The organism is Citrobacter sp. Cpo045 (assembly GCF_030332875.1).
GTDB lineage: Bacteria > Pseudomonadota > Gammaproteobacteria > Enterobacterales > Enterobacteriaceae > Citrobacter > Citrobacter portucalensis.
The window spans coordinates 125,808-145,409 of sequence record NZ_JAOWGZ010000096.1; the positions used below are offsets into that span (position 1 = coordinate 125,808).

At 50.5% G+C, this 19,602-nt stretch carries 18 protein-coding genes; 12 read left to right on the forward strand and 6 right to left on the reverse strand.

The genetic code is table 11. The features are described 5' to 3' along the window. Window positions 1-33: 33 nt before the first annotated feature. A complete protein-coding gene (locus tag OGY13_RS12225) occupies window positions 34-960 on the reverse strand; it encodes an alpha/beta hydrolase (RefSeq protein ID WP_213753060.1) in 927 nt (308 codons plus the stop codon). A gap of 126 nt (window positions 961-1,086) precedes the next feature. After that, complete coding sequence (gene gap, locus OGY13_RS12230) at window positions 1,087-2,088, reverse strand: type I glyceraldehyde-3-phosphate dehydrogenase (RefSeq protein WP_008784871.1); 1,002 nt, start codon at window positions 2,086-2,088, stop codon at window positions 1,087-1,089. A 189-nt stretch (window positions 2,089-2,277) separates the two neighbouring features. On the opposite strand from gap, the gene cybB reads away from it, so the two are divergent. Beyond that, window positions 2,278-2,808, forward strand: coding sequence for a cytochrome b561 (gene cybB, locus OGY13_RS12235; protein WP_008784870.1), 531 nt, complete (start codon window positions 2,278-2,280; stop codon window positions 2,806-2,808). Window positions 2,809-2,845: 37 nt separating this feature from the next. Here cybB and OGY13_RS12240 read toward each other — a convergent pair whose 3' ends face one another. Then, window positions 2,846-3,772, reverse strand: a complete 927-nt coding sequence (locus OGY13_RS12240; RefSeq protein ID WP_079934082.1) for a DMT family transporter — start codon at window positions 3,770-3,772, stop codon at window positions 2,846-2,848. 260 nt (window positions 3,773-4,032) lie between these two features. On the opposite strand from OGY13_RS12240, the gene OGY13_RS12245 reads away from it, so the two are divergent. The 4 genes from OGY13_RS12245 to OGY13_RS12260 all read left to right on the forward strand — a co-directional run bounded on the left by OGY13_RS12245 (window position 4,033) and on the right by OGY13_RS12260 (window position 7,894). Next, window positions 4,033-4,452 (forward strand): translesion error-prone DNA polymerase V autoproteolytic subunit, encoded by a 420-nt coding sequence (locus OGY13_RS12245; RefSeq protein ID WP_032943548.1) that lies wholly within the window; start codon window positions 4,033-4,035, stop codon window positions 4,450-4,452. Between the two features lie 2 nt (window positions 4,453-4,454). Continuing rightward, window positions 4,455-5,723 carry a Y-family DNA polymerase gene (locus OGY13_RS12250; protein WP_048214134.1) on the forward strand — a complete coding sequence of 423 codons (1,269 nt, stop codon included), beginning with the start codon at window positions 4,455-4,457 and terminating at the stop codon, window positions 5,721-5,723. Window positions 5,724-5,873: 150 nt separating this feature from the next. Beyond that, the gene (gene ompA, locus OGY13_RS12255) at window positions 5,874-6,920 is read left to right on the forward strand and encodes a porin OmpA (protein WP_153687280.1); all 1,047 of its coding nucleotides are present in this window, start codon (window positions 5,874-5,876) and stop codon (window positions 6,918-6,920) included. 185 nt (window positions 6,921-7,105) lie between these two features. Further along, on the forward strand, window positions 7,106-7,894 hold the full coding sequence (locus OGY13_RS12260; RefSeq protein ID WP_213753061.1) for a hypothetical protein: 789 nt from the start codon (window positions 7,106-7,108) through the stop codon (window positions 7,892-7,894). A 489-nt stretch (window positions 7,895-8,383) separates the two neighbouring features. On the opposite strand, the gene OGY13_RS12265 is transcribed toward OGY13_RS12260, so the two are convergent. Further along, window positions 8,384-8,881, reverse strand: coding sequence for a DUF3828 domain-containing protein (locus OGY13_RS12265; RefSeq protein WP_286594134.1), 498 nt, complete (start codon window positions 8,879-8,881; stop codon window positions 8,384-8,386). Window positions 8,882-9,217: 336 nt separating this feature from the next. Here OGY13_RS12265 and OGY13_RS12270 point away from each other — a divergent pair, with 336 nt between their 5' ends. From OGY13_RS12270 to OGY13_RS12280, 3 genes are all read left to right on the forward strand, one after another. Continuing rightward, the gene (locus OGY13_RS12270; protein ID WP_003833178.1) at window positions 9,218-9,493 is read left to right on the forward strand and encodes a metal/formaldehyde-sensitive transcriptional repressor; all 276 of its coding nucleotides are present in this window, start codon (window positions 9,218-9,220) and stop codon (window positions 9,491-9,493) included. 32 nt (window positions 9,494-9,525) lie between these two features. Next, complete coding sequence (locus OGY13_RS12275; protein WP_286637641.1) at window positions 9,526-10,644, forward strand: S-(hydroxymethyl)glutathione dehydrogenase/class III alcohol dehydrogenase; 1,119 nt, start codon at window positions 9,526-9,528, stop codon at window positions 10,642-10,644. Between the two features lie 169 nt (window positions 10,645-10,813). Continuing rightward, window positions 10,814-12,502: a methyl-accepting chemotaxis protein gene (locus OGY13_RS12280; RefSeq protein ID WP_213752764.1), complete on the forward strand. Its 1,689-nt coding sequence runs from the start codon at window positions 10,814-10,816 to the stop codon at window positions 12,500-12,502. Window positions 12,503-12,542: 40 nt separating this feature from the next. On the opposite strand, the gene pcaQ is transcribed toward OGY13_RS12280, so the two are convergent. Further along, window positions 12,543-13,466: a pca operon transcription factor PcaQ gene (pcaQ, locus tag OGY13_RS12285; RefSeq protein WP_003020288.1), complete on the reverse strand. Its 924-nt coding sequence runs from the start codon at window positions 13,464-13,466 to the stop codon at window positions 12,543-12,545. 231 nt (window positions 13,467-13,697) lie between these two features. Here pcaQ and OGY13_RS12290 point away from each other — a divergent pair, with 231 nt between their 5' ends. The 4 genes from OGY13_RS12290 to OGY13_RS12305 all read left to right on the forward strand — a co-directional run bounded on the left by OGY13_RS12290 (window position 13,698) and on the right by OGY13_RS12305 (window position 18,304). Beyond that, a complete protein-coding gene (locus OGY13_RS12290; RefSeq protein WP_213752763.1) occupies window positions 13,698-14,600 on the forward strand; it encodes a manganese-dependent inorganic pyrophosphatase in 903 nt (300 codons plus the stop codon). Window positions 14,601-14,720: 120 nt separating this feature from the next. Then, complete coding sequence (hglS, locus tag OGY13_RS12295; RefSeq protein WP_153687277.1) at window positions 14,721-16,064, forward strand: 2-oxoadipate dioxygenase/decarboxylase HglS; 1,344 nt, start codon at window positions 14,721-14,723, stop codon at window positions 16,062-16,064. Window positions 16,065-16,257: 193 nt separating this feature from the next. Then, window positions 16,258-17,913 carry a glucan biosynthesis protein D gene (locus OGY13_RS12300; protein WP_047411098.1) on the forward strand — a complete coding sequence of 552 codons (1,656 nt, stop codon included), beginning with the start codon at window positions 16,258-16,260 and terminating at the stop codon, window positions 17,911-17,913. Window positions 17,914-18,079: 166 nt separating this feature from the next. Beyond that, window positions 18,080-18,304 carry an HP1242/YdcH family protein gene (locus tag OGY13_RS12305; RefSeq protein WP_003833168.1) on the forward strand — a complete coding sequence of 75 codons (225 nt, stop codon included), beginning with the start codon at window positions 18,080-18,082 and terminating at the stop codon, window positions 18,302-18,304. Between the two features lie 66 nt (window positions 18,305-18,370). On the opposite strand, the gene alr is transcribed toward OGY13_RS12305, so the two are convergent. Then, window positions 18,371-19,597, reverse strand: a complete 1,227-nt coding sequence (gene alr, locus OGY13_RS12310; RefSeq protein ID WP_213752762.1) for an alanine racemase — start codon at window positions 19,595-19,597, stop codon at window positions 18,371-18,373. Window positions 19,598-19,602: the final 5 nt, after the last annotated feature.

Genomic DNA, 19,602 nt, shown 5'->3' on the forward strand with positions numbered 1-19,602 from the left:
CCGGGTGAGCCTGTACGCCACCCGGCGCAATTCTCACATTTTGGTGGCGATCCAGTTCATCATCATTTCCGGCCAGATGGCCAGCGGTAACCCTTGCGCATCGCGAATACCAAACCCGTGCTTACCGCGTTCAAACAGATGCATTTCGACCGGAACGCCCAGCCCACGTAGCGAATTAAAGAAAACCAGGCTGTTTTCTACTTTCACCGCCGGATCGTCGATGGCGTGTAGCAGGAATGTCGGCGGTGTCGTGTTATCCACTCGCTCTTCCAGAGAATAGTGGCGCAGATCTTCCTTTTCTGGCGTAGCGCCAACCAGCTCAAGACGAGAGCCCGGGTGACCGATGTCTTCGCGCAGAGTAATCACCGGGTAGACCAACGCCATGAACGCAGGACGCGCAGGTTGCTCGTCTATGCTATCAATCGGTGTATAAACCGGTTCGGCAAACCGGGTTCCCAGACTGGCGGCTACGTGACCACCGGAAGAGAAGCCCAACACACCGATACGATCAGGGTTAATTTTCCATTCATGGGCGTTGGCGCGAATGTAGCGCATGGCGCGCTGGGCATCGGCCAGCGGCGCGTTTGCACCTTCCTCATGGCCATCACCCGGCATGCGGTAGGTCATCACAAACAGGGTATAACCGCGGGCGTTAAAGAATGGTGCCAGCACGCTGCCTTCTTTATCCATCACCACGCGACGGTAAGAACCTCCCGGTGTAACAAGGATCCCTACGCCGTTAGGTTTTTCGGGGGCATAAACGGTAATTTCCGGGGCACGAATGCCGGTGGCCGCACGATCATACTGAGATGTTCCTGTATGTCGGGGTTCTGGCGTAAAGACCGCATCGCTGTTTTTTGCTCCGGGGGCTTCACTCTGCGGCCAGAATGAGACGGTGGTTGCGTGGGCAACGGCTTGCTCCATCATGTTTTCTAACGTTTCACGACTCAGTGCTTCCATTACTATGCTCCCTCAGTGGCAAAGGTTAGCTATAGCACAGTCAGTGAATCGAAAACGGGGAGAGACTCACAACGTATTGAATTCGCGGGAAATGAAAGAGGGCGGAGGCAGGCCTCCGCCGGAAGATCAGAGCTTGATAAATTTATCCAGCGTACGAATAAGCTGGGTGACAAAACCGTATTCGTTATCGTACCAGGCGACGGTTTTTACCAGTTGCAGATCGCCAACTTCGGTAATCTCGGTTTGTGTTGCATCAAATACCGAACCGAAATGCGAGCCAATGACATCTGACGAGACGATTTCCTCGTCGGTATAACCAAACGACTCATTATTTTGCGTGGCTTTTTTCAGCGCGTTGTTGACCTCTTCAGCAGTGACTTTTTTCCCCAATATCGATACCAGTTCCGTGACAGATCCTGTTTTCACCGGAACACGCTGGGCATGGCCTTTTAATTTTCCGCTCAACGCCGGAATAACCAGACCAATGGCCTTGGCGGCACCAGTGGTATGGGGAATGATGTTCTCTGCTGCTGCCCGCGAGGCGCGCAGATCTTTCCCGCGTGGACCATCAACCAGCGACTGCGTTCCCGTGTAGGCGTGGATGGTGGTCATAGTGCCAAGCTGAATACCGAAGCTATCGTGCAGTGCTTTCGCCATCGGTGCCAGGCAGTTGGTGGTGCACGATGCGACCGAGATAATCCGATCGTTCGCATCCATTGTGTCGTCGTTGACGTTAAAGACAATGGTCTTCATGTCGCCAGCCGGGGCGGATATCAGCACTTTTTTGGCCCCTGCATCCAGGTGCGCGTTGGCTTTTTCTGTCGAGGTATAAAAACCGGTGCATTCGATGATTATCTCAGCGCCAGTGGTTTTCCACGGAATATTTTTGGCCTCTTTTTCTGCGTAAACCGCGATTTTTTTACCGTCGACAATCAGCGCGTCTTCGGTAAAGTCGATGCTCCAGGGAAACGGGCCGTAGTTTGAATCGTGCTTTAACAGATAGGCGAGAATTTTGGGCGAGGTGAGGTCATTAATGGCCACAACCTCCACGTTGCTTTTGACTTCCAGTAGCCTACGCAATACCAGACGGCCGATACGACCAAAACCGTTAATGCCAATTTTACTCATGGTTTTCTCCTGTCAGGATGAGGCGGTACGACATATTTTCCTTACCAGGCTTAGTCCAGACAGGCATCCTCGGCAATAGCGGTTCTTGCGGTTAAGCGTAAGCGACTGAAAATGGGTGAACAAAAGTTAATGAATTTTTAACAAAAGCCCGTTATGTTGACGCATTATTGTTTTTATTCAGGAAGTGTTATGGGGAATAAGTATTCTGGCCTGCAAATCGGTATTCACTGGCTGGTCTTTTTGTTAGTTATTGTGGCCTATAGCGCCATGGAGTTTCGCGGATTTTTCCCGCGCAGCTATCGTCCCTTATTCAACATGGTGCACGTATCCTGTGGTATCACGATATTAACGCTGATGGTGGCGCGTCTGCTGGTCAGGCTGAAATATCCGGCACCGCCGATTGTGCCAAAACCAAAGCCAATGATGACCGGCATGGCGCATCTGGGGCATCTGGTTATCTATCTGTTGTTTATTGTGCTGCCTATTATTGGGCTGGTGATGATGTACAACCGGGGTAATCCGTGGATTGCATTCGGCATCGTTATGCCACATGCGGCAGAGGCTAACTTTGATTTAGTGGATATGCTGAAGTCCTGGCACGTGACGCTGGCAAACCTGGGTTATTTTGTTATTGGTCTGCATGCCGTTGCCGCCCTGATGCATCACTATTTCTGGAAGGATAATACGCTATTGCGCATGATGCCGCGTAAACGCTCCTGAGGTAACGCCCCGCAAATGCGGGGCATTTTTTAGCCGATTAATTTTCGCAGGATGGTGCTTTTCGTACGCTTTGAACCTGGGAGACGCGTTTTTTCAGGCTGACGATAGCCAGCGCAACAACAATCAGCACAATACCGCAACCTTCAACAACGCCAGGCTCTTCACCCAGCAACCACCAGGAAAACAGAACGCCACAGACAGGTACCGCCAGCGTACTTAAGCTGGCAATACTGGCTGGTAAGTTACGCAACACAAACAGCCATAAACTCCATGCCAGCGCCGTCGCCAGCACGGCGCTATAAGCTAATGCCCAGAAAACGACAGGTTGCCAGTCTGGATCTCGCTGTGGAACCAGCCAGGCCACCAGACTCATCACCAGCGCGGCATACAGCATCTGCCATGCGGTCAGCGCTAACAGATCGATATTCGGATGGCGGGTATACATTCGCTTTGCGACAATCGCGCTGGCCCCCCAACTGATCCCAGAAAGGATCGCCAGTAGCGCGCTTTGCATTGAGGCAAAGTTCAGTTGCCATGGCTGTAAAACCAGCAATAATCCCGCAGCTGCCACGGCAATGGCGAAATACTGTAAACGCCGCATGCGTTCACCGAGGAAAATGGCGGCCATAATCACCACCCAGAATGGCATGGTATAACTCAGTATAGCTACTTTACCTGCACCGCCGCTGACTAGCGCCCATTGTGATAATCCAACCATGCCGCATGTTTGTAGCAAGGCGATCGCTAACGTATAGCCGAAAGGTGTCGGGCGCATTCCTCGGCCACGCAGTAACAGAACGATGAATAACAATAATGCGCCAAAAGAACAGCGTAGTGCGGTGAAGTCGAACGCGCCGATGTAGTGCGTGACCTGTTTCATCGCGATCCAGCTGTAGCTCCAGATGAGCGTTAAGGTGATGAGGCCGCCAATGGCCAGCGGATGGCTTTTCCCTGCGGTGGTCATAATGTGTCCGTTTTAATGATTTTAGTACGCCACTATACGCGCTTTCAGGGCGCCGTAGTCGTTATCATTCCGGCTGAGTACATGTCGCGAAAATTTGTACTTTCTTTTGTGGAATAAAACCGAAAATTATTTTTCCAGATAGCATAAACGCTTACCGGCAAGATGATTAAACAACGCTCAGTTCGCCACGTCTGTCACTTGATCACTGTCCTCATTAAAACTACTGTATATAAATACAGTTACATGAGAGGCAGATTATTATGTTGTTTTTCCAGCCAGTAGAACATCGCGAAATCAAACAATTCCCGCTATTTAGCGATCTCGTGCCCTGCGGTTTTCCTTCTCCGGCGCAGGATTACGTTGAGAAACGTATCGATCTTAACGACCTGTTGGTGCAGCATCCCAGCGCAACCTATTTTGTTAAATCGTCTGGCGACTCCATGATGGGGGCAGGGATCGGTGCTGGTGACTTGCTGGTAGTCGACAGTGCCAGAAAAGCGGCCCACGGAGACATTGTGATTGCTGCTATTGAAGGCGAATTCACCGTTAAGCGCCTGCAATTGCATCCGGTGGTGATGCTGAAGCCAGAGAACAGCGCCTACGCGCCGATCATGATCGGCAGCGAGGACACGCTGGATATATTTGGCGTGGTGACATTTATCATTAAATCCGCGGGCTGATTATGTTTGCGCTGGTGGATGTTAATTCGTTTTATGCCAGTTGTGAATCGGCATTCCGACCGGACCTGAAAGGTAAACCCGTTGTTGTTCTTTCAAATAATGATGGTTGTGTCATTGCCAGCAGCGCGGAAGCGAAGGCGCTTGGCGTCAATATGGGAGCACCATACTTCAAACAGAAAGATCTGTTCAGGCGCTGCGGCGTGTTCTGCTTTAGTTCGAACTACGAGCTGTATGCGGATATGAGCAGCAGGGTAATGTCGATTCTGGAGGAGCTGTCTCCGCGCGTGGAAATGTACAGTATCGATGAAGCCTTTTGTGATTTAACCGGCGTGCGAAACTGCAGGGATCTTACAGATTTTGGTCGTGAAATCAGAGAAACCATTTTACAGAAAACACGCCTCACGGTTGGGGTCGGTATCGCCCAGACCAAAACCCTGGCCAAGCTGGCGAACCATGCTGCCAAAAAGTGGCAGGAACAGACTGACGGGGTGGTGGATCTCTCGAATATTGAGCGTCAGCGTAAGCTGATGGCTGCGCTCCCGGTTGATGAAGTCTGGGGTGTCGGACGCCGTATCAGTAAAAAACTGGACGCTATGGGCATTAAAACGGTCTGCGATCTAGCGGATACCGATATTCGCTTTATCCGCAAACATTTCAACGTTGTGCTTGAGCGCACTGTGCGGGAATTGCGCGGTGAACCGTGCCTGGCGTTGGAAGAGTTTGCGCCAGTTAAGCAGGAGATCATTTGTTCAAGATCGTTTGGTGAAAAACTCACGGATTACAATGCGATGAGAGAGGCTATTTGTACCTATGCTGCACGTGCTGCGGAAAAATTGCGCAGAGAGCACCAGTTCTGCCGGTTTATCTCTACGTTTATCAAAACCAGCCCATTTTCTCTGAATGAACCGTATTACGGTAACAGCGCATCGATAAAACTGCTGACACCAACCCAGGATAGTCGGGAAATTATAAGGGCGGCCACACGTAGCCTGGACGCAATATGGCGGGAGGGGCTGCGTTATCAAAAAGCAGGGGTCATGCTGGGCGATTTTTTTAGTTCTGGCGTTGCGCAGTTGAATCTGTTTGATGACAACGCCCCACGGCATAACAGCGATAAGCTGATGGCCGTTCTGGATACACTCAATGCTGAAAAGGGTAAAGGAACACTCTATTTTGCCGGACAAGGTATACAGCAACCGTGGGCAATGAAGCGAGATATGCTTTCACCGCGTTATACAACGAGATATAGCGATTTACTGCGGGTGGGATAGCCATTGTTATCGTAAATAAGCGTCCAGAGCGATTCTAAAACTGTCCAGAAATAAATAAAAAAACGATTATCAGCCTTCATTAAAAATCTTATTGTAGCGCCGACTAACAGATAACTAACTGACAAACGGCAAGTCTATAATAGGAAATTTATGAAAAAGACGCTTATTACACTCATTATTGCAAATGCGCTGACCGCGACTACGGCATTTGCCGCAGCGGATGCGGGAACCTGGTATGCTGGTGGGAAATTTGGTTGGTCACATTACTTTGATACCAGTGCAAGCCAGCAAACGGGGGCCAATGGTAATAAATATGGTGATGTTGGTTTTGATAGCGATAACGTCGGTGGCGGGGTATTTACAGGCTACCAGATTACTCCATGGCTGGCAGTTGAAGGCGGCTATGATTATTTAGGTAATATGCAATTCAACGGTAAAAATGGTTCTTCTGGTTCTCAAATGAAAAGCCAGGGTCTGCAATTGTCTCTGAAAGCAAGTTATGGTTTGACTGATGATTGGGATCTCTACGGTCGTGCAGGGGCAATGGGATATCGCGCGGAGTCAGATATTAAAGGCAATAACCGCTTTGATACTGGTGTGCGTCCGGTTGTGGCTGTTGGTACGGAATATGCCTTTAACAAGAACTGGGCTGGCCGCGTGGAATATCAATGGGTGAGCAATGTGGGTAATGAAAACCAGATTGGCGTATCAAGTGATGTTAGTTCCGTTACCGCTGGGGTGTCATATCGCTTTGGCCAGCATGACGACGCGGAGGTTACGCCTGCACCGGCAGTTGCCGCAACTCCTGCGCCTGAACCTCAGCGTTTTAACTTAAAATCTGATGTGATGTTTGGTTATGATTCAGCAGCATTAACCCCAGAAGGGAAAGCGGCGATTGCGCAGTTATACCGAAATCCCGGTCTGCAACCGGCCAAAGACAAAGCGACCGTTGTTATTGGCTATAGCGATCGCACCGGAGCCGCAGATTATAACCAGCAACTGTCAGCCCAGCGCGCGCAGGCTGTTGCCGATGAATTAGTCGCGTTAGGCATGCCAGCTGCAAATATTACTGCACAAGGACATGGTTCGAGTGATTCTGTCACGGGATCCAGTTGTGATGGGCAGACCGGACAGCAGCTGATTAATTGCCTTGCTCCAGATCGCCATGTCGTTGTTGAGATCACTGATAAGTACTAAATCGGTGTACAAAAGCCCTCCACATTATCGAATGGGGAGGGCTTTTTTATTCGCACAGTGAACTATCATTAACTGTGACAAATTAAAGGTGTTAGAGCGTAATTATGTTCATAGAATCCTTAGTTTCGAGAGCTAAAGGTAGATTATGGCGTTATTTTCTGCCACGGTTTACTCTGAAAAATCATGTGGATGATCAAGTATATAATTACTATGGCGTTTATTTTTCGGATGTAAAACAAGAAAAATATCAGCTTGTGAGCCTAAGAGGCAAAAATGTTGTGCTTGAAAAATGGCATGCTGAGCAGCACGCCTATATGGAGAAAATAAACCTTCCACTCAATGATATTGAAAAAATGAATGTTGAGATTATTCATTGGAGAAAGCAAGGTCCGTTAAGGTTTGATTCGATTTTTCTTTTTGCAATAAATTATTTTACGCGTATTGCTTATGCAAAAAATGCTCTGACGAGAGCAAAAAGCAATCTCTTTTCTTCATTCGCCAGTAACAAGGCGTTGAATGGACTTGATCGTATAATGTTGCTACAGATGCTGGTGAACGAATATGTACATCAATCGTCAGAGAAAACTCACACTGGAGTGACATGTGATGAGGTTATTGATCTATTGTACGGGACGCTTTGGTATAAACATATCAAGAATGAAGATTTCAGGAGGAAGGTCTTTCTGCTTCTCCAGTCACTTGTAATTACAGAAGATGTCAGATTTAGTGATGAAAAATATTATATACAAGGCAAGGCTATTTCAACAATTGTTTCATGGGAATCTGAAGATAAACGGGAAAAGCAGCAGATCAGGATCCAGAAAAATATTAGTCGTTTGATGCTTGTGATTACCGCGTCCACATTGATGATCACCCTGGCAATACTGGCTCAGGCAGGCCTTATTAATTTACATAATCTTTGGGTGCATCTGACACAGTTAAAGCCAATCAGGGTGTTGTTCAAATTAATGTGATAAAACACAATTTTTTTAGTCCTGGCAGTAATACAAACTTGTGATGCTGCGTTTCTCTGCTGCCGTACTCCTTGAAATGCTGAATAATATCCGTTCCCTCGCGATGGCCTGTGATGAGGTATTGATAAATCTGCTGCGGTGAACCATAAATTAGTAATCCTGGTTGCCCTGGGCGTTATCGTTCGGTTTTTTTATTGGGGTGGAAAATTCCGTGAATGTTGCGGTGACGTCCTGAGCGGGGCAGTGATCATGATGTTTGCAGCAGCTCACCTCCCAAACGTAACGTTCACTATCCCGCAAGTTGGCGAGGTCACATTTACACACAATGAGATCGTGTTTGTGTTGGGTATGCTCGGTTATAAGGGGCTGAAGGAAGTTATCTTCGGGGTATTAAAAAACGGTTTGGTATCGATTTGCGCAAGCTTATAGCGCAACGAAAAAATAATTAAGGGGAATGAAGCCCATACGAATTAACGGGCTTTACATAGATTACTTTAGACTGATGTTCGGCAAGATATCCTGTCTGGCTACAGATTGAACTTTCCAGGCCCCGCCTTCCTGCACCATACAGTCGATAACGGTATGTGCTTTATTCGTTCCAAACGACACATAAACTTGCATACACACGGGATCATAATCTGACGACACAATCTCGATCTGCCGCCAGTCTTCACTATAATCCTGGGCTTTGATAAACATATCAGAGTCCGGTACGTCTTCGGTATTGGGGTCAGCCGCATTAGATTTTTTCAATGCGGCAATCGTGCTGGTAGTGACGTAAGGTTTAAGTCCAGCGTAATCCGTTAAAGGATTTTTCTCTTTTAGCAATTGTGCAACATACCAGTGATTAAATTTCAATGCTGCTACCTCTGGGCCAGTAGGGGAAACAGTCGCGAACGCGGAAGTGCAGATTAATAGGCTGGTAAATATTAATAATTTCATATCAATTGTGCCGAATTTCAATATTTGGGAAATGATATTAGACACTAATCATCAACCAATTAGCTAAACAGTTATACATCAAAATCAGCCGCCCTCGGGCATTTTTTTATTGCCAGTAATCAGCACCCAGCTCCATCGCAGCGTAGTGACTATTAGAAGGTGGTTGACCGCCGCCAGCGGGAACTGGCGACAGTCATTCATACCCACATAGCGCTATGGATATAAACCGGGGGTCCGTTTGCCTGCACAGGCGATAGTAAACGGGTGTCCGCATATATCCGATAACAGCTTAATCTAAGCTACTGATATTAAATAAGTCTTATATTTTACAATGAAATAACAAATCTGATAGTATACCCCCCTATAGTATCTGGAGGGCGTATGCCGCATTCACCTGAAGACAAGAAACGCATTCTTACCCGTGTACGCCGTATTCGCGGTCAAGTTGATGCGCTTGAGCGTGCACTGGAATCTGGCGAACCGTGTCTGGCAATCCTGCAGCAAATTGCCGCCGTGCGCGGTGCATCCAATGGCCTGATGGGCGAAATGGTTGAGATCCATCTGAAAGACGAGCTGGTCAGCGGAGAAACAACGCCAGACCAGCGTGCCGTGCGCATGGCTGAAATCGGCCATCTTCTGCGTGCTTATCTAAAATAACATCATCACCTCGCAATAATGGGAAGAGACAAATGAAATCACGTGCAGCAGTTGCATTCGGCCCCGGCCAACCGTTAAAAATTGTCGAAATCGACGTCGCACCGCCAAAGAAAGGTGAAGTGCTGGTTAAAATTACCCATACCGGCGTGTGCCACACCGACGCCTTTACGCTCTCTGGCGACGATCCGGAAGGCGTATTCCCGGCGGTACTTGGCCATGAAGGTGGCGGCATTGTGGTTGAAGTAGGCGAAGGTGTCACCAGTCTGAAACCGGGCGATCATGTGATCCCGCTGTACACCGCAGAGTGCGGCGAGTGTAAGTTCTGTAAATCGGGTAAAACCAACTTGTGTCAGGCCGTACGTGCGACCCAGGGCAAAGGTCTGATGCCGGATGGCACAACGCGCTTCTCGTATAACGGTGAGCCGATTTATCACTATATGGGCACCAGCACCTTCAGCGAATACACCGTTTGCGCGGAGATCTCTCTGGCGAAGGTTAACCCGCAGGCCCCGCTGGACAAAGTGTGTCTGCTGGGTTGTGGCGTGACCACCGGTATCGGAGCAGTCCATAACACCGCAAAAGTGAAAGAAGGCGACACCGTCGCCGTATTTGGTCTGGGCGGTATTGGTCTGGCGGTAATTCAGGGCGCGGTGCAGGCGAAAGCCGGGCGTATTCTGGCCGTTGATACCAATCCGGAAAAATTTAAGCTGGCAGGTGAAATGGGCGCGACCGATTTCATCAACCCAAAGGATTACGACAAACCGATTCAGGATGTGATCGTTGAGCTGACCGACGGCGGCGTGGATTTTAGCTTTGAATGTATCGGCAACGTTAACGTGATGCGCGCGGCACTGGAATGTTGCCATAAAGGATGGGGCGAAAGCATCATCATTGGCGTGGCGGGAGCAGGGCAAGAGATCAAAACTCGTCCGTTCCAGCTGGTTACCGGGCGTATCTGGCGCGGTTCCGCGTTTGGCGGTGTGAAAGGGCGTACTCAGCTTCCTGGCATGGTTGAAGAAGCAATGAGCGGGAAAATTCAGTTGGATCCCTTTATTACCCACCGTTTACCGCTGGAGCAGATTAACGAAGCGTTCGATTTAATGCACCAGGGTAAGTCCATCCGTACCGTTATCCACTTTGGCGATAACTGATTCATTGGCCAGCGGATTTAACCGCTGGCACTTTCCTGAATTTTTTAGAATTATGTTGTGAAAGTGTGACGAATCCGGCGCTTTTCACGGTAAGTAAACTTCCCGGATTGCCGATGACTATCTAACGGGCGTGTTTTCACGCATAAACCCTACAAGAGAGTCGACGGTCATGGACAACACTACATCGATGCAAGCCCAGCATAAACTGGGCTTTCTGCATCAAATCCGGCTGGTTCCGCTGTTTTCCTCCATTCTCGGTGGCATCCTTCTGCTGTTCGCCTTAAGTTCCGGACTGGCAAGCTATTTTCTTATGCAGGCCGATCGCGATCAGCGCGACGTGACCGATGAGATTCAGGTCAGGATGGGGTTATCTAACAGCTCTAACCATTTACGTACCGCACGTATCAACATGATCCACGCCGGCGCGGCGAGCCGTATTGCCGAAATGGATGACATGAAGGCCAATATTGCCGAGGCCGAAAAACGGATCAAGCAGTCGCAGGACGGTTTCAATGCTTATATGTCACGCGCGGTAAAAACGTCTGCCGATGAAGCGTTAGATGCTGAACTGAGCGCCAGCTTCAAAGCCTATATCGACGGCTTACAGCCTATGTTGAAGTACGCTAAAAACGGCATGTTTGAAGCGATCATCAACCATGAAAATGAACAGGCCAGACCGCTGGACTCTGCTTACAACAAGGTGTTGTTAAAAGCGATCGACATTCGTACCGCAAGGGCGAACCAGTTAAGCGAACAGGCGCACCAGCGTACACAGCTCGGCATGGCTTTTATGCTGGGTGCATTCGTTCTTGCGCTGGCGCTGACCGTGATGACGTTCATTGTTCTGCGTCGTACCGTCATTCACCCTCTGTTACGCGCGGCCAAGCGTATTGAGCAAATTTCCGCGGGCGATCTGACCATGCAAGATGAACCGACCGGGCGCAGCGAAATTGGTCGCCTGAGCCGCCATCTGCAGACAATGCAACGATCGTTGGGGAAAACGGTGGGTACGGTACGTCAGGGTGCGGAAGAAATATACCGCGGTACCAGTGAGATTTCGGCGGGTAATACCGATTTGTCTTCACGTACTGAACAACAGGCCGCAGCGATTGAACAAACGGCAGCCAGCATGGAAGAGCTGACCGCCACGGTGAAGCAAAACGCCGACAATGCGCATCACGCAAGCAAACTGGCGGAAGATGCTTCCGGTAAGGCCAGCCGGGGCGGTCAGATGGTTTCTGGCGTGGTGAAAACCATGGGTAATATCTCAACGAGTTCGAAGAAAATCTCCGAAATCACAGCCGTGATTAATAGCATTGCTTTCCAGACCAATATCCTGGCGCTGAACGCGGCGGTTGAGGCGGCGCGGGCAGGAGAGCAGGGGCGTGGATTTGCCGTGGTCGCTAGTGAGGTCCGTACGCTGGCAAGCCGCAGCGCTCAGGCGGCAAAAGAGATTGAAGGATTGATCAGCGAATCAGTCCGACTGATTGACCAGGGCTCCGGAGAAGTCGTCGCGGCGGGCAATACGATGACGGATATTGTCGATGCGGTAAAACGCGTGACCGATATCATGCTGGAAATCGCGGCGGCTTCTGATGAGCAGAGCCGGGGTATCGTACAGGTGAGCCAGGCGATATCAGAAATGGATAAGGTGACGCAGCAAAATGCCTCGCTGGTTGAAGAAGCATCGGCTGCGGCGGCCTCTCTCGAAGAGCAGGCGGCGCGCTTAACGGAAGCCGTAGGTACATTTCGCTTAACGGGAATGAGTGCAATTAAACGCCCTCCCGTAACCACTACGCCTGACCATTCGCGTCCGCAGACGGCAACGGCCAGTGGCGATAACTGGGAAACGTTTTAACAATAAATTAAGGGACCTGATGGTCCCTTAATATTTGGCATCAAAACGGTACGGTTTTGCGTATTGCGGCGATGAGGATCTGCGCGGCCTGAGAGAGTTGCACATCGACACGGGTAAGAATACCGATGGGTTCACCCGCACCATGGGTAGGTATCGGCAACGACACCAGCGTCGCCTGGCGTAAATCCTCTCTAACCGCACCTGAAGGGACAAACCACACATAGTCGTAATCAACCGTCAGCTGGCGGGAAAGCGATGCTGACAGCGTTTCAATGCAGCCTGGCGGCATTTTACAACCCTGACTTTGCAACAATGCTTCTGCGTGCTGGCGAGGTGCGGTTCCTTTTGGTGAAACCACCACCGGCCACTCCATTACCCGACTTAACGTGATGGTTTCCTGCAACAGCGGATGGTTAGGGCGCACGACCAGTTTAAGTGATTCCAGAAACAACAATTCATAGTTCAGACCGACCATTAATTCCGGATCGGCCATGCGACCAATGCCAAGATCGATTTCCCCGGATTTTAAACCTGCCAGAATCATCGGATTGCTCATGGTGGCGACCTGTAGCGTGGTCTCCATTTGCTGCTTGTGGAAAGGACCAATTACCGCAGGCAGAATGCCCAGTGCCGCGGTGGGTAAGGCCCCGATCCGTACGACATCAGTCTGCGACTCTTCGCGCTGATTTAACGCTTGTCCGGCGGTGTTGAGCGCATCCAGCACTCTTACCGCGTGGGTAAGAAACTGTTCTCCGGGCAGCGTTAACTGCGCGCCAAGGCGGCCACGCTCAAAGAGACGGGTACCGGTCAGTTGCTCCAGTTCATTTAGCGTTTTGGAGAGAGCCGGTTGGCTCAGGTTAAGGGTCTCAGCCGCGCGCCCCAACGTTCCCTGCTGTGCAACGGCGACAAAAGTATGAAGGTGGCGCAAGCGAATGCGCTGATTGAACAGAACATTTTTTTCCATAAGCGATGTTAAAAACAGAGCCGTATCGGTGACAAGTAAAGTTGTTTGTTTTTGATAACCTGATAGCAAAATATTATTAACATTTATCATGTTTTACTTACAACTGATTTATTTTGCTTATGTTTTGTACAGCATTGCTGGGTGGTGGGATCATGGAAGGGAGTGTGCCCAGTCGTTATACTTTGGTGATTGTTTACTTTTGAACGATTTCTCTTCACAAGGCACTGATGAATGATACATGTAATAGGGCACCTTAATCCCGATAGCGATGCCATCTGCACCGCCGCAATGACGGCGCGTTGGCTTAGTTTACGTGGCCAGCAGGCGACGGCATGGCGTTTGGGCGAGCCTAACCGCGAAACGCAGTTTATCTTTGAGCATGCGGGGCTGACGATGCCTGAACGGCTGACGTTTGAACTGACCGATCGTGATGTCTGGCTGGTCGATTTCACCGAGCCGGCCCAGGGACCGGAATCGTTAACAGAAAGTAACGTGGTGGGAATTATCGATCATCACCGACTTGGTGGGTTAGTCACCCGTCTGCCACCGGAAGTGTGGGTGAAGCCTGTCGGCAGTAGCGCAACCCTGCTGTGGCAACTGATGACGGAGGATGAACGCAACCAGTTATCTTCTGCTGAGGCTATTTTACTGCTCGGCGCCGTATTGAGTGACACTGTCACGCTTCGTTCACCTACGACGACCACTGACGATCGCCTGGCGGTTGATGCGCTGGCCCAAAAAACCGGAGTGGATCTTGACGCTTTCAGTCGTGACCTGCTGTCAGCTAAAACCAGCGTGGAAGGGATGAGCGCCCGGGAACTTTTGCAGAAAGACATTAAAACCTTCACCATCCATGGACATTCAGTCTGTGTCGAGCAGCTCGAACTCTATGCGCTGCAACAGGTGGATGCGGTACTGGACGATCTCCGTCAGGAAATGGCGCGCTATGCAGAAGAAAAGAATGCTGCGTTAGTCGTGCTGATGCTCACTGACATCAATCTGGGTGACACTAGCCTGTGGTTTGCTGGAGCAGAACTTTCAGACATCCCGCAGCCTTGCAAGGTAGAAGGTATGCTTAGCCGTAAAAAACAGATGCTGCCCTGGCTGGAAAGTCATTTGAAACCACGCCAGTAGGTACTGTTCATCTTTTGTATGGGTGGGAAGTTTACGCGGGGTCACACTTTGTAAATTCTTCCCACCGGAGTCAGCGGCGTTTTCTACACTCCAGGTAATATTCACTGGAGGCATGACATTATGGCGAACACCATCACGGCAGATGAGATTCGGGAACAATTTTCGCAGGCAATGTCAGCAATGTACCAGCAGGAAGTCCCGCAGTACGGCACGTTGCTGGAACTTGTCGCTGATGTGAATCTGGCGGTACTGGAAAATAATCCGACGCTGCATGAAAAACTGGCGAATGCGGATGAACTGGCCCGGCTAAACGTTGAGCGTCATGGTGCCATTCGAGTGGGTACAGCGCAGGAGCTTTCTACGCTGCGCCGGATGTTTGCCGTTATGGGCATGTATCCGGTGAGTTATTACGATCTCTCCCAGGCGGGCGTCCCTGTACATTCCACAGCCTTTCGTCCCATCGACGATGCCTCGCTATCGCGCAACCCGTTTCGGGTATTCACCTCGTTATTACGGCTCGAACTAATCGAAAACGCCGCGCTGCGGCAAGAAGCCGCTGAGATCCTCGCGAAACGCGATATTTTCACTCGCCGTTGCCACGAACTGCTGGATGAATTTGATGCGCAGGGCAGTTTTACATCTGAACAGGCGCAAGAATTTGTGCATGAAGCGCTGGAAACATTCCGCTGGCATCAGCATGCCACGGTCGATGAAGCGACCTATCACGCATTACACAACGAACACCGGCTGATTGCCGATGTGGTGTGCTTCCCCGGTTGTCATATCAACCATCTGACACCGCGAACGCTGGATATTGACCGGGTGCAGTCGATGATGCCGGAATGCGGCATTGAACCGAAAATACTGATTGAAGGGCCGCCGCGCCGCGAGGTGCCCATTTTATTGCGTCAGACCAGTTTCAAAGCGCTGGAAGAACCGGTGTTGTTTGCCGGTGAAATGCGCGGCACTCACACGGCACGTTTTGGTGAGATCGAACAGCGCGGCGTGGCCCTGACGCCGAAAGGTAGGGCGTTGTACGACGAATTGCTGAATAAAGCGGGAACGGGGAAAGACAATCTGACGCATCAGCTACACCTTCAGGAAGTATTCAAGGCCTTCCCGGACAGCGAATTCCTGCTGCGCCAGCAGGGGCTAGCCTGGTTCCGCTATCGTCTGACGCCATCGGGTGAAGCGCATCGGCAGGCGATTCGCCCGGATGACGATCCGCAGCCGCTTATTGAACGGGGCTGGCTGGTTGCGCAACCCATAACCTACGAAGATTTTTTACCGGTGAGCGCCGCAGGAATTTTCCAGTCCAATTTGGGCAATGAAACACAAGCTCGCAGCCACGGAAATTCCAGCCGCGACGCGTTTGAACAGGCGCTGGGTTGCGCGGTTTATGATGAGTTTGCGCTGTATCAGGAGGCTCAAGAACGAAGTAAACGTCGGTGTGGTTTACTTTAATGGAATTTACATGGGATTCGGTCTGTTCCCATCGACATAAAATATTTTCGATTTTGTACAGATAATCGGCGACCAACAATTGGATTATTAATGAATTTTGTCTAGAGTGAGCGGTCAGAAATGTGCACTCTCATGCCGCAGATTTTGACCGGCGCGGGACCATTTACACGACCAGAAGGACTCACTTTCAGGCATGAATCGCAGACGATTTATTAAAGGTTCAATGGCAATGGCCGCCGTGTGCGGAACCAGTGGTATTGCATCACTCTTTTCCCGCGCCGCCTTTGCGGCAGAGTCTGACATTGCAGACGGAAAAACCGTACGTTTTGATTTTTCCGTTCTGCAATCGATGGCCCATGACTTAGCACAGAAACCCTGGGGCGGTGCACCACGCGCGTTACCGGACACGCTGGCGAAACTGACGCCGCAGGCCTACAACAGCATTCAATATGATGCAGAGCAGTCTCTGTGGAACAATGTTGAAAATCGTCAGCTTGATGCGCAGTTCTTCCACGTGGGAATGGGCTTCCGTCGCCGTGTACGCATGTTCTCGGTTGATGGTAGTACGCATATGGCGCGTGAAATTCACTTCCGTCCGGAACTGTTTAAATACAACGACGCGGGTGTGGATACCAAACAATTGGAAGGGCAGACTGACCTCGGATTCGCTGGATTCCGCGTGTTTAAAGCGCCAGAACTGGCCCGCCGCGATGTCGTTTCTTTCCTGGGCGCCAGCTATTTCCGCGCCGTGGATGACACCTATCAGTACGGTTTATCGGCCCGTGGTCTGGCGGTAGATACCTACACCGACAGCAAAGAAGAGTTTCCTGATTTCACCTCTTTCTGGTTCGAAACGGTTAAACCGGGCGCAACCTCCTTTACCGTGTATGCGCTTCTCGACAGCCCAAGCGTAACCGGCGCATTCAAGTTCGTGATCCACTGCGAGAAAACGCAGGTGATTATGGATGTACAAAACCACATCTATGCGCGCAAAGACATCAAGCAGCTCGGCATTGCGCCGATGACCAGCATGTTCAGCTGTGGCAACAACGAGCGTCGGATGTGCGACACTATTCACCCGCAAATCCATGACTCCGATCGTCTGGCGATGTGGCGGGGCAATGGCGAGTGGATCTGCCGTCCGCTGAATAACCCGCAAAAGCTGCAGTTCAACGCCTATACCGATAACAACCCGAAAGGATTTGGCTTGCTGCAACTCGATCGCGACTTCTCCCATTATCAGGACATCATGGGCTGGTATAACAAGCGCCCAAGCCTGTGGGTCGAACCGCGCAACCAGTGGGGCAAGGGGACCATCGGTCTGATGGAGATCCCGACGACCGGCGAAACGCTGGATAACGTTGTCTGCTTCTGGCAGCCGGACAAGAAGATCAAAGCCGGGGATGAGCTGGAATTCAAATATCGCCTGTACTGGAGCGCTCAGCCGCCGGTGCGTTCACCTCTGGCTCGCGTGATGGCGACCCGGACAGGCATGGGCGGTTTCCCGGAAGGATGGGCACCGGGCGAGCATTACCCAGAAAAATGGGCGCGTCGTTTTGCCGTTGACTTCGTTGGTGGCGATCTAAAAGCGGCTGCGCCGAAAGGCATTGAACCGGTGATTACGCTCTCCAGCGGTGAAGCGAAACAGATTGAGATCCTCTACGTGGAGCCTATCGATGGTTATCGCATTCAGTTTGACTGGTATCCGACCTCTGACTCAACCGATCCGGTAGATATGCGTATGTTCCTGCGTTGTCAGGGTGACGCCATCAGCGAAACCTGGCTGTATCAGTACTTCCCGCCAGCGCCGGATAAACGTCAGTACGTTGACGACCGCGAGATGCGTTAAGCCCCCCTTTACGGCTCTCCTGATGGGGAGCCGTATCTGCATTCATCCTCATAACGACTCTGTACACTATTTACTCGATCCTGTTCGCATTTTTCTGTATGCCAAATGGGTACTCTGTGGGTGTGTATTTCTTATACACGTTCTTGTCCACTAACAGGGAGAAAGTATGTTTCCAGAATACAGAGACCTTATTTCCCGACTGAAATCCGAGAACCCTCGCTTTCTGTCCTTATTCGAAAAACACAACAGCCTTGATCATGAGATCTCCAGACTGGAAGGTTCGGATGGTCGGGGGTATAGTTTGGACATTGTTCGTCTTAAGAAACAGAAACTCCACCTGAAGGAAGATCTGCTCAAAATATTGCAAAAAGAGAGTGTCAGTGAGAGCTAAGTAGAACGGCGCTTGCTGTGTAAAAGGGCTTCCTGCGAGAAACGGAAGCCCTTCCTGTTTTAGGTGTTAATCGACCATCACGCGTTTGTTCGTCGCCCCCCAGAGGATCGACATTTCAGTGAACAACGCGCCGCTAATTTCTTCGACTTCTTCTGCACTAACCTGCGCATTTCCCTGTTTACCGAACAGCACCACTTCATCACCGGATGCAACCTGCGGCAAATCGGTTACATCGACGATCACGGTATTCATGGATGTTTTACCCAGTACCGGAACCCGCTGGCCGCGGATCAGCACGTGCCCTGCATTACTGAACACACGGCGATAACCATCGGCATAACCTGTCGGGATATTGGCCAGAACGGAATCACGTTTAAGGGTATAGGTTCTGTCATATCCGACGGTGTTTCCTTTGGGGTAATGGTTTACCGACGCGATGGCAGATTTAAACGTCATGACGCGTTTGTATTCGGTGCTGGCGATGGTATCGCCATAGAAAATACCGCCAACACGCACCATGTCGAGCCAGGATTCTGGAACGGTCAGGGTAGCGAACGTATTCGCGACATGCAGGGTGACATCTTCGCGCTTAAGCCCGGTAATTTTCAGTACCTGGGCTGATTGCGTATTGAAACGGGCCAGATCGCGTTTTACCACTGCCGCATCTTCTTCCGGGAAATGCGACATGATGCCGACAATTTTCAGGCCGGGTAATGCGGAAATAGCGCGTGCTTCTTCCAGACCTGCAGCGGTACTGACTTCCAGACCGTTACGCGACATATCGCCAGAGTTCAGCGCAAGATGGATACGAATAGTTTTACCTTTCTCTTGAGCGATTGCACTTAGACGCTTAGCCATATCCAGATTACCAATAAGCTCTTCGGTATCGAAATCCGCCGCCTGGCGCATCTCTTTTTCCGTCGCGTTACGCACGCGCATGAGCTGCGATGTATAGCCTGACTGGCGAACGGTACTAATCTCCTCGTTGCTGGCGATGCCAATACATTGCACGCCGTTTTGCATCATCACTGGCGTTACCAGTGAGAGATCGTGGCCATACGCGTCGCCTTTAAGAATGGCGCACATCCGGGTTTTATCTCCCAGCAGTTGCTGAACTTTATGAATGTTATATTCCAGCGCGCTACGGGAAATTTCCAGCGTGGTATTATCCACGACCTGTTGCTTATTGACGGCAAAGGGAACGGGGCCCGCTTGCGTGGTGGAAACAGGTTGGTGACAGGCGGTAATCAGTAAAAGCGGAATAAGTGCTAAACGACCCAAAGGTGCTGCCATGCTTG

Coding starts and splice junctions, on each gene's coding strand:
- OGY13_RS12225 (WP_213753060.1), bottom strand. CDS start 960: ATGGAAGCACTGAGTCGTGAAACGTTAGAAAACATGATGGAGCAAGCC.
- gap (WP_008784871.1), bottom strand. CDS start 2,088: ATGAGTAAAATTGGCATTAACGGTTTTGGTCGTATCGGCCGTCTGGTA.
- cybB (WP_008784870.1), top strand. CDS start 2,278: ATGGGGAATAAGTATTCTGGCCTGCAAATCGGTATTCACTGGCTGGTC.
- OGY13_RS12240 (WP_079934082.1), bottom strand. CDS start 3,772: ATGACCACCGCAGGGAAAAGCCATCCGCTGGCCATTGGCGGCCTCATC.
- OGY13_RS12245 (WP_032943548.1), top strand. CDS start 4,033: ATGTTGTTTTTCCAGCCAGTAGAACATCGCGAAATCAAACAATTCCCG.
- OGY13_RS12250 (WP_048214134.1), top strand. CDS start 4,455: ATGTTTGCGCTGGTGGATGTTAATTCGTTTTATGCCAGTTGTGAATCG.
- ompA (WP_153687280.1), top strand. CDS start 5,874: ATGAAAAAGACGCTTATTACACTCATTATTGCAAATGCGCTGACCGCG.
- OGY13_RS12270 (WP_003833178.1), top strand. CDS start 9,218: ATGCCGCATTCACCTGAAGACAAGAAACGCATTCTTACCCGTGTACGC.
- OGY13_RS12275 (WP_286637641.1), top strand. CDS start 9,526: ATGAAATCACGTGCAGCAGTTGCATTCGGCCCCGGCCAACCGTTAAAA.
- OGY13_RS12280 (WP_213752764.1), top strand. CDS start 10,814: ATGGACAACACTACATCGATGCAAGCCCAGCATAAACTGGGCTTTCTG.
- pcaQ (WP_003020288.1), bottom strand. CDS start 13,466: ATGGAAAAAAATGTTCTGTTCAATCAGCGCATTCGCTTGCGCCACCTT.
- OGY13_RS12290 (WP_213752763.1), top strand. CDS start 13,698: ATGATACATGTAATAGGGCACCTTAATCCCGATAGCGATGCCATCTGC.
- hglS (WP_153687277.1), top strand. CDS start 14,721: ATGGCGAACACCATCACGGCAGATGAGATTCGGGAACAATTTTCGCAG.
- OGY13_RS12300 (WP_047411098.1), top strand. CDS start 16,258: ATGAATCGCAGACGATTTATTAAAGGTTCAATGGCAATGGCCGCCGTG.
- OGY13_RS12305 (WP_003833168.1), top strand. CDS start 18,080: ATGTTTCCAGAATACAGAGACCTTATTTCCCGACTGAAATCCGAGAAC.
- alr (WP_213752762.1), bottom strand. CDS start 19,597: ATGGCAGCACCTTTGGGTCGTTTAGCACTTATTCCGCTTTTACTGATT.